This is a genomic window from Verrucomicrobiia bacterium, assembly GCA_019634635.1.
In the GTDB taxonomy this organism is placed as follows: domain Bacteria; phylum Verrucomicrobiota; class Verrucomicrobiia; order Limisphaerales; family UBA9464; genus UBA9464.
This window is the reverse complement of the sequence record JAHCBB010000058.1, coordinates 1-13,965: the sequence shown is the minus strand read 5'-3', so window position 1 is coordinate 13,965 and position 13,965 is coordinate 1. Positions and strand designations below refer to the sequence as shown.

The 13,965-nt window shown below is 63.7% G+C and carries 13 protein-coding genes and 1 pseudogene; 4 read left to right on the top strand and 10 right to left on the bottom strand.

Features of this window, described 5'->3' with window-relative positions:
- Positions 1-571: 571 nt before the first annotated feature.
- Positions 572-1,231 (bottom strand): hypothetical protein, encoded by a 660-nt coding sequence (locus KF791_20475; GenBank protein MBX3734958.1) that lies wholly within the window; start codon positions 1,229-1,231, stop codon positions 572-574.
- A 17-nt stretch (positions 1,232-1,248) separates the two neighbouring features.
- Positions 1,249-1,809, bottom strand: coding sequence for a DUF4252 domain-containing protein (locus tag KF791_20470; GenBank protein MBX3734957.1), 561 nt, complete (start codon positions 1,807-1,809; stop codon positions 1,249-1,251).
- Positions 1,810-2,000: 191 nt separating this feature from the next.
- Between KF791_20470 and KF791_20465 the strand changes: the two genes are divergently transcribed.
- The gene (locus KF791_20465; GenBank protein ID MBX3734956.1) at positions 2,001-3,638 is read left to right on the top strand and encodes an AAA family ATPase; all 1,638 of its coding nucleotides are present in this window, start codon (positions 2,001-2,003) and stop codon (positions 3,636-3,638) included.
- 443 nt (positions 3,639-4,081) lie between these two features.
- Here the strand turns inward: KF791_20465 and KF791_20460 are convergent.
- A pseudogene (locus KF791_20460) lies at positions 4,082-4,828 on the bottom strand (radical SAM protein).
- An 11-nt stretch (positions 4,829-4,839) separates the two neighbouring features.
- Between KF791_20460 and KF791_20455 the strand changes: the two are divergent.
- Genes KF791_20455 through KF791_20445 form a run of 3 tightly spaced genes read left to right on the top strand, consistent with a single transcriptional unit; the run spans position 4,840 to position 7,653 of the window.
- Positions 4,840-5,712 (top strand): SIS domain-containing protein, encoded by an 873-nt coding sequence (locus KF791_20455; GenBank protein MBX3734955.1) that lies wholly within the window; start codon positions 4,840-4,842, stop codon positions 5,710-5,712.
- Entirely contained in the window at positions 5,709-6,545 is an 837-nt protein-coding gene (gene purU, locus KF791_20450) for a formyltetrahydrofolate deformylase (protein MBX3734954.1), read from the top strand. The genes KF791_20455 and purU overlap by 4 nt, the downstream gene beginning before the upstream one ends.
- 43 nt (positions 6,546-6,588) lie before the next feature.
- Positions 6,589-7,653 carry a methionine synthase gene (locus KF791_20445; GenBank protein MBX3734953.1) on the top strand — a complete coding sequence of 355 codons (1,065 nt, stop codon included), beginning with the start codon at positions 6,589-6,591 and terminating at the stop codon, positions 7,651-7,653.
- A gap of 1,101 nt (positions 7,654-8,754) precedes the next feature.
- On the opposite strand, the gene KF791_20440 is transcribed toward KF791_20445, so the two are convergent.
- The 7 genes from KF791_20440 to KF791_20410 all read right to left on the bottom strand — a co-directional run.
- On the bottom strand, positions 8,755-9,045 hold the full coding sequence (locus KF791_20440) for a hypothetical protein (GenBank protein MBX3734952.1): 291 nt from the start codon (positions 9,043-9,045) through the stop codon (positions 8,755-8,757).
- A gap of 152 nt (positions 9,046-9,197) precedes the next feature.
- A complete protein-coding gene (locus KF791_20435; GenBank protein ID MBX3734951.1) occupies positions 9,198-10,205 on the bottom strand; it encodes a hypothetical protein in 1,008 nt (335 codons plus the stop codon).
- Positions 10,206-10,892: 687 nt separating this feature from the next.
- Entirely contained in the window at positions 10,893-11,390 is a 498-nt protein-coding gene (locus tag KF791_20430; GenBank protein ID MBX3734950.1) for a hypothetical protein, read from the bottom strand.
- Between the two features lie 5 nt (positions 11,391-11,395).
- Complete coding sequence (locus KF791_20425; GenBank protein ID MBX3734949.1) at positions 11,396-12,535, bottom strand: HigA family addiction module antidote protein; 1,140 nt, start codon at positions 12,533-12,535, stop codon at positions 11,396-11,398.
- A gap of 1 nt (position 12,536) precedes the next feature.
- Positions 12,537-12,833 (bottom strand): type II toxin-antitoxin system RelE/ParE family toxin, encoded by a 297-nt coding sequence (locus tag KF791_20420; GenBank protein ID MBX3734948.1) that lies wholly within the window; start codon positions 12,831-12,833, stop codon positions 12,537-12,539.
- Positions 12,834-13,090: 257 nt separating this feature from the next.
- Positions 13,091-13,546 (bottom strand): hypothetical protein, encoded by a 456-nt coding sequence (locus tag KF791_20415; protein MBX3734947.1) that lies wholly within the window; start codon positions 13,544-13,546, stop codon positions 13,091-13,093.
- A partial coding sequence (locus KF791_20410; protein ID MBX3734946.1) for a hypothetical protein occupies positions 13,543-13,965 on the bottom strand: 423 nt, incomplete at its 5' end. The genes KF791_20410 and KF791_20415, both read right to left, overlap by 4 nt.

The window sequence follows — 13,965 nt, the reverse complement described above, 5'->3', positions numbered from 1 at the left end:
TTCTACAAAGTTCATCTTCCCAATCCACCAGTCCGAAGGACTGGTGGGATTCTCCCGGTAAGCCGTGCGCCAATGGAGTCCCACCACGTCACCCAGCAGTCCCACGTACGGTTCGGCAGGAGCCTCACCCCACCAAGTCACCCAAGCGGGTCCTCCGCCCCGGTAGGGCGAGCCTCCGGCGAGCCGTCCGCTTGGGAGTCACCACAGGCCCCACTCGCACTTGTCCGCACGGTTCGGCGGAGCCTCACCCCACCAAGTCACCCAGGCGGGTCCTCCGCCCCGGTACGAGCCTCCGGCGAGCCGTCCGCCTGTGGAGTCACCACAGGCCCCACTCGCAGTTGTCCGCACGGTTCGGCAGGAGCCTCACCCCACCAAGTCACCCAAACGGGTCCCCCGCCCCGGTAGGGCGAGCCTCCGGCGAGCCGTGCGCCTGTGGAGTCGCCACCACGTCACCCCGCAGTCCCACGTACGGTTCGGCGGGAGCCTCACCCCACCAGGCCTCCCACCGGGCCACACCAACCCTCCACCAGATCCCCCAACCGGCGCCCGCCCTGATGGGAGGCCGGTGTGATCACCGTCCCCCGGCCAGGGCGAGGCCGGGAACAACTGGACGACCCTCCCGCTCCTGGCTCCACCGCTGGCGCCCCGGCAACTGATGGAGCAACTCCAGCAACGGTGCGGGACGAACCCGGGCTCCCCCCACGAACGCGTGCCCGTCCCGCAGCACCAGGGCGCACAGCCGCAGTGTGTCCGCCGGCCCGCCGTCGTCGTGCGCGAACACGGCGACGCACGTCTCCTCGTGGCGGACCGTCACCGCCCGGTGCCAACCGCGCGGCTGCAGGGCCTGATCCGCGCGGATCAGCATCCCTTCAACCTCTTCGCCGGTGGCATCGGTTCCCACAAGTTGCCAGCCCGCCTCGATTTCACGAACGGCGGCGATGATCCGGCGCGCTTCAGGTTCCAGCGGCGCCGCCCGGAGACCAAGTCGCACCAGCGACAACGGCATCCGGCCGATGCGGAGTCCGGCTCCCGAGAACGCGACGTTCTTGCCGGGCCGGATCATCGCCTCCCGGAGCAACCGGGTGTCGTCTCCCGGCCCGGAACTCCGCACCACTCCCAGGATCAGGAGGACGGGCAGTGCAATGGAGGAGCCCACCAGCAACCCCACCAGCCACAAGGACTGTCGCGGACGCCGGGGAGTGGTCGGATCCGATGGGGCGGGAGGGCACATGGGGGTCCGGGTCCGGGTCATTTCGGCGCGGCTTCCTGGCCGAGCTTCTTGAGGGGCTCGATGCCAAAGTGCTGTCCCAGCCGGGCGATCTTTTCAGGGTTCAATTCGCCCGCCACGTTGACGAACACCGCCTGCTCCTTCGGAGCCAGCACGGTCACGACCACGCCGGCAATGGTTTCCGGCCCCGAGGGCTTGAGGAACACGCCCACCTGCTGGTCGTCCTGCTGAACGTTGACGATGGGTTCCCAGCCGTCCGAGGTCAGACGCACTCGCAGGGTCCGAATCCGCTCCTCCAGTTCGACGCGATTGCCTTCGGACACCTCTTCGACATGAACCCGCACGGACTCCAGTCCGCGCAGGGCCTCGGCAACCTTGGGATCCTGGGTTTCCGCAACCCGGATGGCCATGCCGAGGAGCGGTCCTTTCAAGTGCACGTCCACGGACTGACGCCCATTGGCCGGCGGACTGAAGGCGCCGAGATCCACGTACCCGGGCGACTGCGGATCGGCAATCAGGTTCAAGGTGAGGGCGAGGCCGCCGGCCATGCAGGCCGCGGAGGTCCATCGGGAAGACTTCATAGGTTAATCGGTGTCGTTGTGTTGATATTGCCGCCCGGAATTCGGGCCACGGCACTCGGATCACCCCGGATGATCCCCGCCGGTTTCACATAATTCCGACACGCCACCGGCCACAGCCGTCGCCCGCGCCTGACGGGGAAAGGCGTGACGATGGGACCTCAGGACGGGATCGTCCCCGCCGTGGGTGCTTCATGAGCCAGCGGTCCAGAAATCTCCCGGGCGATGCCGCAGTGATCCGGCAGGAACGCTTGCTGCCGTTTCTCCTCGATCCCCGTTCTTATCCGCATCGCCCTCGATCCGTGACGCTGATCCAGACGCACGGGGCGTTCGTCTTCGTGGCGCCGCCATTCGTGTACAAGGTGAAGAAGGCGGTGAACTTCGGCTTTCTCAACTTCTCAACGCTCCAACGGCGGCGGCATTGCTGCGAGCGGGAAGTCGTCCTGAACCGCCGGCTGACCTCGGACCTGTACCTCGGCGTGCTCCCCATCACCGAAAAGGGGGGGCGGTTTGCATGGGACGGCGACGGCCGCGTGGTGGAGGTGGCCATCCAGATGCGCCGGCTGGCGCCCGCCTATTTCCTGGATCGCCGGCTCGACCGTGGCGCCGTGACCCCGGCGGACCTTGAGCGCGTGGCGGCCCGCATGGCGGCGTTCTATCGGACGCAGGCGCCGGGGGCGCGCGTGTCTCGAGCCGGCGGGGCGGATCAGGTGCGGCGGCTGACCGACGGCAATTTCCAGCACATGCGCCAGTTCGCCGGACGCACGCTCCCGGACGCGTCCCTGCAGGCCCTTGAGGCGTACACCGCGCGGGCCTTCCAGCGCCTGGCCCGCGCCTTCGAGGCGCGGGTGCGCGAGGGCCATGTGGTGGACGGGCATGGCGACCTGCATCTGGAGCACATCCATCTGACGCCCCGCACGCTCAACATTTACGACTGCATCGAGTTCAATGACCGCTTTCGCCAGCTGGATGTCGCTGCAGACATCGCCTTCCTGGCGATGGACCTCGACTTCCGGGGGCGTCCCGACCTGGCGCGGCTGGTATCCGAACGGGTGTCGCAGGCGCTCAACGATCCGGGCCTGCTCCGGATGCTCGACTTCTACAAATGCTACCGGGCCTGCGTCCGCGGCAAGGTGGAGAGCCTGCGCAGCGTCGCGCACGCCGCGCCGCACGGCGAGCGGACCGACGCCGCCGTTCGCGCCCGCGATTACTTCCGCCTGGCCCTTCGCTACGCCGTGTCGGGCTCGTCGCCGATGGTGCTGGTGGTGCTGGGCCCGCCGGCGACCGGCAAGAGCACGGTGGCCGCCGCGCTTGCGCGGGAACTCGGCTGGGACCGGCTGGTCTCCGACCGGCTGCGCAAGGAACTCGCCGGCGTGCCGCTGCACCATCGGGGCTCCAGTGCCGAGCGGAGGCAGCTGTATTCCCGGGCTCGAACGGAGGCCACCTATGAGGCGCTGATTGTCGCCGCGGTGACGGAGGCCGCCCGGGGGCAGTCGGTGATTCTCGATGCCACGTTTTCGGCACGCCGGCACCGGGAGACCCTCCGGAAGCGGTGCGCCGGGGCCGGAGCCGATTGCTGCTTCATCGAGTTGTGGGCGCCCGCGACGATCCTGCGCGCCCGCCTGGAGGCCCGGGCACGGGCGCCCGGAGAAGTGTCGGATGCCCGCCTCGAGGATCTCTCCACGGTGCTCCGGCGATACCATCCCCCGTCGGAACTGCCTTCCCGGGACCGGATCCGCATCGGGACCTCGCGGCCATCGGACGCCGTCCTCGCCCGGATCCTGACGGCCCTTGCGCGGCGTCAGGCCGGGCGGGGGTCGAGCAGGCGATAGCCGTTGTCCCGCTGGCGGGGTTCGCAGCCCAGTTCCCGGATGAGCCGCTGCATGTCGGTGACTCCCATGCGATGCGTGGTTCCGGCCGCGCTGACGACGTTCTCCTCAATCATGATGCTCCCGAGATCGTTGGCCCCGTGCAGGAGGGCGATCTGGCCGACGTCGGGCCCCTGCGTCACCCAGGAACTCTGCACACTGGGGATGTTGTCGAGGTAGATGCGGCTCAGCGCCTGGGTCTTGAGGTACTCATGAGCGCCCACCGGCTCGGCCTTGAGCGCGGTGTTTTCGGGCTGGAACGTCCAGCAGATGAACGCGGTGAACGCGCCGCCGGCAAGGCGCCCGGACTCCAGGGCGTGGGCATAGGCCGCCGCGCACTGCATGGGTTCGGGCAGCGTCTCCGCTCCGGGCGGCAGTTCACGGCCGCAGGGCGGGAGACGGTCCAAGGAGCGGTCCTGCTGGGCACGCACCACGTCAAGGTGCTCAATCCGGTCGGCCAGCGTCTCCACATGCCCAAACATCATGGTCACCGAACTGGCCAGTCCGATCGCATGCGCCCGGTCCATCACGCCCATCCATTGCGCGGTGTCGGCCTTCAGGGGCGCGATCCGGTTGCGGACTCGATCCACCAGGATCTCCCCGCCGCCGCCCGGCAGGGAGCCGAGCCCCGCGGCGGCAAACTCCCGGAGCAGCGACTCGACGGGTTCCTGAAACACCTCCTGGAAATGAATGAACTCGCTCGGGCTGAACCCGTGGATGTTCACCGTGGGATACTTCGAGCGGATGTGGTGGAGCAGATCCAGGTACCATTGCTTGGTGAGTTTCGGATGGTGCCCGCCCTGCATGAGGATCTGGGTGCCGCCGAGCGTCAGGGTCTCCTCGATCTTGCGGTCCATTTCCTCAAGGGAGATCACGTAGGCGTCCGCATCCTTTTCCGACCGCCAGAACGCGCAGAACTTGCAGTACACGTTGCAGACGTTGGTGTAGTTGACGTTGCGGTCCACGATGTAGGTGACGATCTCGTTGCCGCGGCCGCCGTGGGCCGGTGCACGCACCAGCCGCCGGCGCCGGTCGGCGAGGGCGCCCAGTTTCTCCAACGGCAGCGCGTACAGGCGCTCCGCCTCGGCCGGGCCGATGCGGGCGCCATCCCAAACCTTGCGGATCAGACCGTCCAATGACGGGTCATGCACCATGAGGCGAGGGTATGCGCCTTGTCGCCACAGGCAACCCGCGACCCGATTCCCGGGCACCGCCAAGAATCCGGGCTTGTTCCGCCACGGGCGGGGCGATTAGCACTCCGTCCGTGACCGCCGAGTACCTGGAACGTTGCCGCGGCCTGTTGGACCGGGTCGCCGCGCAGAGGCCGCAGATCCGTCAGGCGGCGGACTGGTTTGCCGGCACGATCCTTGCCGGCCGGATGGTCCACTTGTTTGGGTCCGGACACAGCCGCATCCTCGTGGAGGAGATGTGGCCCCGGTACGGCTCCTTCCCGGGGTTCAACCCGATCGTGGAGCTTTCGCTGAGTTTTCACAATCTGGTGGTCGGGGCGAACGGCCAGCGCCAGGCCATGTTTCTCGAAAACGTCTCCGGGCTCGCCGAACGGATCCTGCGTAATTTCGACCTGTCGCCGCAGGACACGGCGCTGGTGGTGTCGTCCAGCGGCTGCAGCCGCGTCCCGGTGGAGATGGCCGAGGGGTTTCAGCGGCGGGGCCTCCGGGTGGTGGCCATCGTCTCCCTCGCCCACAGCGTGGCCAGCCGGAGCGCCCGGGAGGATGGCCGGAAGCTTCAGGACTTCTCGGACCTGGTCCTCGACACCGGAGCGCCCGTCGGCGACGCCATGGTGCACGTGCCGGGACTGGAGACGCCGGTGGCGCCGGGCTCCACGGTGGGGGGCTGTCTGCTGGTGAATTCCATCAAGGCGGAAGTCGCCGCGCGGCTCACGGCCGCCGGTCAACCGCCGCGGGTGCTGACCGCGCCGGCGATCCTCGGCGCCGAACGCGCCGCTGCGCTGTTTGAGGCGGCTTACGACGAACACGCCCGCCGGCTGGCCAAACTCTACGAACGGGTGGGCCTGTGAAGCCGCACGTGCTCCTTGTCGAATGCGACGACCGTCCCGGCCTGGTCCACGGGATCACCGGGGTGCTGTTCCGGTCCGGCGTCAACGTGGTGGGCAACCAGGAGTTTGTGGACCGCACCGCGCGCCGCTTCTTCATGCGCACGGAATTCGACGGTGCCGTGGACGAGGCGGCGCTGGTGCCGGAGTTGAGGGCGCAGCTCCCGGAAGGCGCGATGCTTCACCTGTCGCGGCTCGCGCCCAAAAGGGTCGTCGTGCTGGCCTCGAAGGAACATCACTGCCTCGCCGACATCCTGGTCCGGCATGCGTTCCACGAGCTCAATGCCCATGTGCTGGCCGTGATCAGCAATCACCCGGTGCTGGAGCCGCTGGTGCGCAAGTTCGAACTCCCCTTCCACTGCCTGCCGCACACCGGCCTTCCCCGGGAGGTCCATGATGCCGCCGTGCTCACCCAAGTGCAGCAGTACCGTCCGGATCTCGTCGTCCTCGCGAAATACATGCGGGTGCTCAGTCCCCGCTTTGTCGCGCTGCACCCCGCGCGGCTGCTCAACATCCATCACAGCTTTCTTCCGGCCTTTGCGGGGGCGCGTCCGTATCACCAGGCCTTTGAGCGCGGGGTCAAGGTCATCGGCGCGACCGCGCACTTCGTCACCGACGACCTCGACGCCGGCCCGATCATCGTCCAGCAGGTCGTGCCCGTGGACCACACCCATACCGCCGAGGCCCTCGTCCAGTCCGGCCGCGACGTGGAGCAGATGGTCCTCGCCCGCGCCCTCCGCCTGGTCCTGGAGGAACGCGTCTTCCTCTGCGGCAACCGCACGGTGATCTTCGACTAGCCCTGGCCATGAGTTCCTCCTCATTCCCAATCCCCTCCGAACGATGACCTCCTCCCCCCTTCGCACGTCCGTGGTCGGCAGCTATCCGTTTCCGGGCTGGCTCGAACTGGCGTCGGCGCAGCTCGAGCGGTTTGGTCCGGACGACCTCGCAGAGCTGCAGGAGGATGCCGTGACCGCGGCGCTGCATGATCAGCGAGCGGCCGGACTCGACGTGGTGACGGACGGCGAGCAGACCCGCCTGGATTTCAACCTCTCGTTCTACGGCCATCTCCGCGGCATTGACCTCGAATCGGCGCCGCCGCGGCGGTGGGGTCCGCCCGCCCACGATCAGCGCGGACGCCACCGCGTGGTCGCTCCCCTGGAAGCGCCGCGGGGGCTGGGGGCTGTTGAGGAGTACCGAAGGCTCCGCCGTGTCGCCGCTGCGTGGGGCGACCCTCCCGGCGGCGGGCCGACTTTGAAGGCATCCGTACCCGGCCCATACACCCTGTCCGGACGCCTCCTGCCGAATCCGGACCTTGGCTACGCCGACCGCTGGGCGCTCGCCGAGGCGCTGCTGCCGATCGTGCGTCGTGAACTGGAGGGCCTCGTGGAGGAGGGCTGCCCGGAGATCAGCGTGGATGAACCCAGCATGAGCTGTTACGCGCACCGGGAGGATCCACGGCGCTTTGTGGACCTGTTCAACCGGACCGTCGAATCCGTTGCCGGACGCACGCGCGTCTGCACGCATCTGTGCTTCGGCAACTACAAGGCCCGCGCCGTGGGACCGCGGCAGCTGGCGCCCCTGTTTCCGGCATTTCTCGACTTCCAGTGCGACGAAATGCACGTCGAGATGGCGAGCCGGGAGTTCGCCGAACTGGAGGTCATCGGGGCCATTGCGGGGCGGTGCGACGTTGCGGTGGGGGTGGTGGACGTGAAGAGCTACTACGTGGAGGCGCCCGACGACATCGTCCGCCGGGTGAAGCGCTGTCTGGAGCTGGCTCCTGCCGACCGGCTGGTGTTCGCCCCCGACTGCGGGCTGAGCCAGACCGCCCGGTGGGCGGCACGCCGGAAACTGGTCCACCTGGTCGCCGGCGTCCGCGAGGTGCGCCGGGAACTGGGGATCCGGTGAGCCGGGCGTCTGCGCGGAGCGCTTTGGAGCAATGCGGCGGCCCACCGCCGCTTTCGGAGCGGGCCAGCCCGGAACCAGCGGGCGGCGGATCGAATCCTGCCTTGGCCACACCCCGCGGGGGCGCGGCGCGACGCCCCAAAACGGCGCGCGGGCGCCGTACTCCACGACGCGGGGCGTTCGCCAGAGGGACTTGCGACCCCTCAGACCCCCCTAGTCCTGAATTTGTCCCAATCGAGGCACGCTCAAAAACAAAATCCGTCGCAACTGACTCTCAGTGATTCCAATACACTGGTGGAGGCGGGGGGAGTTGAATCCGCGCAGAAACCTCGAAAACCCTAGATTTATTGGGGTTTTTGAATGTCGCCCATGCAAGGCAATGCAAGGAAATACCCTTCCGTTTGTGGGAAAACGTGGGAAGGAATCGGCCGGGTGCGGTCATTCGTCAGCATGACGGTGTCACCGGCGCAACTACGGGATCCAGGACGGCGACTGGATCCACCGGTGGGCGGTCCATCCGTTCTCCGGGGGTGCGCGGGGTGTTCTCGACGCCTCCGCGATCGGGTTCCGGTCAGGCCGCCATGCAGCAGCAATGGCAGACGAGCGGCATCGCCTTCCGTGGCGCCTGGGCGTCAGTCCATCTGTCCGCAAACTACGGGATCCTCCCTCAGGTGCGGACAGACGAACCGGTGCATCAGGACGGTGCCCGTGGTCCGCGGGGTGTTCCATCGCCGGGTTTCGGAAGTCGCGACGTCCAGGTGCCGGATCCGGGTCGGGTCCCGGCGGCGGCCGGTTCCAGGTGCCCGGGTGCGTTCCCGCCATTCCCGATGATCTCAGGGTCCCGGTGCGGCTCCAGGCAGGGTGCCGCTGGTCCCGGGGTCCGGCCCGGTTGTGACGGTTCCGTCAGGGTGCGGGTCCGTCGGAATCCGGGCGTGTCCGTCAGCGGATCCCATCAGGACCGCCATCCTTCGAGCGCAATCGGCCCGCCATGCCATCGGTAGGGTCAATCCGTCCAGGACCAGGGCGGCATCAGGAAGCGCCAGGCGGGGTCCCGGACGCTGGAAGGATCCGTGAGTGCGTCCCACGGTACCGGCAAGAAGGCGGTCAGAACTCCGGAGTTCCGGCGCCAGGCTGGTCCACGGTGTCTGCCAGTACTGGTCCCACGATCACCCGTCCTTCGTTTCCCGGTCTCGTTTCGAACCGGTGTCCCGCGCACGGATCCAAGGCAACAAGGCGTTCTGCCTCCCATGGCGGGATCTCCACCAAGGCCAGGAGGTCACCATCGGGTCCAAACACCTCCAACTCGACGGAGGCGGCGGCACCTATGGCCACCAGCGATTCCAAGGTGCGGTCGTGCATACCCGGACGGTGCTCGTGGTCACCGGCGCTAGCCATCCCCAGATTTGACGATCCACGACGCACGGGAAGGGGTCGCCAAGGCGTTTTGATTCGCAGGAAGGGGTGGAGACAGCGGACCAAATCGTCCTCCTGTGGAAGGTGTTCGTTGCGCTCATGGAAATGCAACGGCACTTCAGGGGGCGACGAAACTACTCGGATACGGCACGGTAGAGCTTCACTCGCGTGTCAGAGCCTGGCGCAAGGAACGTGTAGGGAAACGCAACCGGGAAGACGCGCAGTTCAGGCACCCACGGCCCTCCCGGAGAAACCGAGGATTCAATCAAATAACCGGCACCTGGCAATCCATCGCGCAGGGTCAAAGCTGGATGCAAGGCAGTTGACAAGCTCGTGGAGGCCAAAGGTGCTAGCGGAAACGACTGGTAAATCTGATAGACAGGAGTCGAAACACCGGGTCTCGGAGTGTCCATTGAATATAGCACAAATGCGATAAAAGAATCCGCTCCATAGACGACGGAGAAAACACGATGCTTATTCCCAATGACAACCTGATGATCTACCCATTTAAAACCATCAGCTGAAACAAAAAGATATTCGCGCTGAACCGTAAGTACAAACACCTCACCAGAAACAGAAACGACATCTCCAGATGAACCATGCGAAGTAGGAAGAAAACTGCTCCATTCAACGCCATTAGTAGACACCGAAATAGTTGTTCGCCTTACGTCAGGTGAATAATCAGTTGCGACCCATGTACCTTTCAAATAGGCAATTGATGTAAAAGGCGGAAAGCTAATAGCAGGACGAAATAGTGCTCCATCAAATGACTCTTCGGGATTGGGCCCCTGGGTCAGGAATCGGTCATTGCAATAAGTCACAGGGTTGCGAGGACCATTTGTTGAACAAATATCCCAATCAAAACCGTTTGTTGAGCATATTATTGTTCGTGAACTGTCGTTAATCTGCAAAACGAATTTCCCTGAACCAAAGTTTATCGGACCACCCTCCCCGAGTGGGACTCTACGAGTTATCCAAGTCTCGGCATCATTCGAAATGTGGAGTTTGCTCCCAGACTGTCCAACGATTACATCATTACCAATAGCAAAAGTGTCTGCTCTGTCAGCAAGCGTTTGTCTCCATTCCCGGCCATCTGTCGAAGTAAGAATACTTGATCCACCAGCCACAAGCTTGCCACCCACTTCAACTACTCCTGTTTGAGGTACCCCGAACCCTCCCCGGTTAGTCTCAGAATATCGGAGATTCCAGAAGTCAAGTGGCCCTCCGTGAACAAAACCTCCAGCGAGGTGAACGGATGCCATTAGCCAGAATGGACGCATGGCGACAATGGCAATGTTCGATAGGCAACTCGTCAATGCGGATTTCTGCCCGTAACGGATCTCCACGAATGGTTCAAGAACGCAAGTGGCTGCAAACGTCTCCGTCGCACGCAGTGAGACAAGGCCACGATCAGATCTAGCTACTGCTGCCCCGCGGGAAGGATGAGGACAGCAGGGCGAGTCACCCTGCCGTTGTCCCGGGTGCGGTGTACGGTGTCGCCCATGAAGCAATTCCCCTCGCCCCATCCGTCCGGGCAGCCCGGCCAGGTGTGCCACACCCGCGCTATGCACGACCCGCAGGTCTTCCGGCTACCGGACGGCCTCGCCCCCGGGGTCCTGGTGCGGCGGTAGGCGATCACTCCGGAGTGACGAATGGCCCACCCCCACCGCACGTCCACGGCGGCCAGCAGCGGCGTAGCGCGGCGGGGGCGTTGGGGAGGCTTGGGGGGTTGAGGGGTGGGAAGGCGAGGGCTGGCAAACTAACGGCAGATCGGCGGGCGGAAATTGCAAAGAAGGCCGCCGAAACCCGCTGGGGCAGAAATGACTAGGTTACGACGCGATCCCAGGGTAATGAGCGGGCGCCTCCAGTTCTTCCATGTCCTCCCTGAAGTCAAAGGACATCTCTATATACGCGCCATGTGGGTTGTTTTCGTTGTAGCTATCCACCCCGCTTTTCAACTGTCGGCAGTCATGGACAGCCAATTGCCGTCCGTACTGGAGTGCCTTCAACGCCTGTTTTGGTGTGGCGTCTTGCATGTCCACCCATAGGAATGTCTGCTCGCATTCACCGTTTAGAAGCTGGGCGTCTTCCCTGAACGGTCTGAGTTTCCGAACGCTCCTCCCCTGAGGGTCGGTGTAGTGCTCATCCCGCATCGCTGACGCGATTTCTTGAGCGCATTGGCTGATAAGGCTTTTGGGGTATGGCTGCCACAATCCTTCCAGGATTGCCCAGGCTGCAATGTCTTTGGCAGAGGCTGGCCATTTCTCTCCAGCTATCCGGTAAGACTCCGTGATCTCTTGAAGGAATTCTTTTTTTGTCTTCGGCATGGTATCTACTCCTCTGATTCTGACCCCCACCCGTCATGAAGGGCGGTAGTTATGGCGATTCCTTTAATCCTTACAAGCATGTCTCGAAACAGTTGGTAGTTCCCGAGCCTGTGATGCAACTGCCCAACTACTATACCGGGATGAATCTTATTAGCGTTCGCGAATTGTAGAACCGAAACCCGCGAAAAGGTTGGTCTCTTTCTGAGGATGTATGAGTCAATTTTACCAACCGGAATGAGCATTTCCGCAGCCTCGCGATTTGCCCTCGCCTCAATCTCGGATAGCGGCGCCGCGTCATCACCCCCCACGCTCATATCTACGTCAATCAATGCGGAACTGCCATCCTTGTGCTCAATGTGAGACAATTCATGGCAAAGGGTGTGCCAAAACCAATCAATACGGTCGTATCTTAGTGAAAGTGCTATTACCGGTTTGTCCCACTCAGAACCAAGCCACAATGCAGCACCATCAATCTTACTTCGCTTAATGTGCTCGACAAGCACGTATCTGATTCCGAACTCCGCCAGAACCTTTGGGACGGCCGCCACAGACTCGGGGAACGCGGCCAACTTTCGTAATTTCGCTTTGCACTCCGGAAGTCGCCACTCAACATATCGTCTCACCGGAATTGACCGCGCTAGGTGCAAGCAACGCACACACCAAGCAAGCTGCTCTGCGGTTGGAGTTGACCCGCTATCTGAAGATCTTGCAGCCAGCTTCATCTCGTTGAAGTCAACAACTGAATAGAACTTTTCAACCTCGAACGCCAATCCTTCGGCAGATTCCGAATAATTGATCCAGCCACGCCTGACCATCTCTTTGACTGGAGACGTTCTGTAAATGGATGCCCGGCGCTGAATTTCGTCAGTAGGCGCGGCGACCTTTGAAAGGCGGTATGCGGTATCCAGATTGAGCCAGTATTCCGCCGATGTATCGAAGGCGGCAGCCAATTCGACCGCGGTGTCCGGAGTAATTCCCCTCTTGTCGTTAACGATCAGATTGATAGCCGCCTCAGGCCGGCCAATGATCTTGGCGAGATCCCCTTGAGTCCAGTCGCGTTCATCAAGCTCCTCCCTGATAAAATCGCCAGGGGGAAACACTTCAGCAGGCCTCCTCGGGGGCTGGTTGGTTGCGTGCTGATACATTTTAGTGGTAATCCTCAATAGCTAAAATAACGATAATGTTTTTGGGTGTTGCTTGCTTAATCTCAACAATAAGCCGCCACTGGTCATTCAACCTTATTGATCGCTGGTGTGATCTGTTTCCCTTCAGTTTTTCAAATCTGTTTCCTTTGACCGCGTAAAGGTCCCTCTCATCAACCGCGGCGCGAATGGATTGAACCCGCCTCCGGTATGCCCTGACGATATCCGGGGCGCACCCAGCATTGAAATCGGCATCCGTTTCAAGCCTATCCAAATCCTGATTTGCGAATTCAATCTCCATTCAGACCCTAGGTTGGTTGAGGGCTGCATGTGGATAGAGTTGCAGCGCCGGGGTGGTCTGGCAATCAAAAACAACGAAATTACGCACCCCGTCATTTTTGGCTTCCGTTCCATGAGCGCTCAAGCATACTGACCCCGTGAAAAAGCTGACGAGCGAACAACGCCGCGCTTCTGTTTCTGGATCCCGGAATCAGCCCACCCCCACCGCGCGTCCACGGCGGCCAGCAGCGGCGTAGCGCGGCAGGGGGGGCCAAAAACCTAGGTCTGGGTCTCCGCGGCGGGCAGGCCGTGCTCGACCCTGAAGGACTCAGCCTGCCGCTGCTTGCCCAGCAACTCGTCCTCCCACTGGTCGGCAACGCGCTCGATCTCCGTGGCGCAACGCTCTGCATCCGAAGCCTCGACGAGCTTGCAGCCAGCCTGAAACCATGGGGTGAACCGGTCGCCAAGAATTCCGAGGGCGGCCTCGCGGGCGGCGGCGGCCCCCTCGCGATGCTGCGAGGCTTTGTCCCGGGCCACCAGCAATTCGTCCCGTCGCCGGCGGAGGTCTTCCACCTTGCTCTGGTACTCGCGCCGCAATGCCAGGGCGGCGGCACGCTTGCCTTCCAGCGCGTTCACCTTCTCTTGCGCCCGGGCCAGGTCGGACTCGACCCGGAAAAGCGCTTCGGACGCGGGAAGGGCGGCAGTGATTCCTGGGCTCTGGTCAATGGATGTCATTTGCGGTTTGGTTCGTGGTTGACGGCAAGGTGGTGGGGAAGCGGCTGATGTCCGGATTGTTCCCGCAGCGCCGCGATGGTGCGGTCAAGACCGGTCAGGTGTTTGGCCGCGGACGGTCCCGGGGCCTTCGGGCGCTTCAGCGGGGAAACAGCCCGTGACTGTCGGGAAAATGCCGCCCGTACCCGGTCCAGGCCTCGCGGTTCAGAGGTATCAGCAGCCTTCGATGCGGGTGCAGGTGCGTCCGCGGTGCCAGCGGCAGCCTCAGCGCGGTTCAGCAGCGGTTCGATGATCGCAGCGGCTTCCGCGCGGGCGGCGGGATCGGACGAGTCCAAATTTTCGAGGCACTTGCCCGACGGATCCGCGAGAGAAATTTCCTTGACAAGCCGCTGCAAGGTCTGGAACCGGCGCTGGGCGGCAGT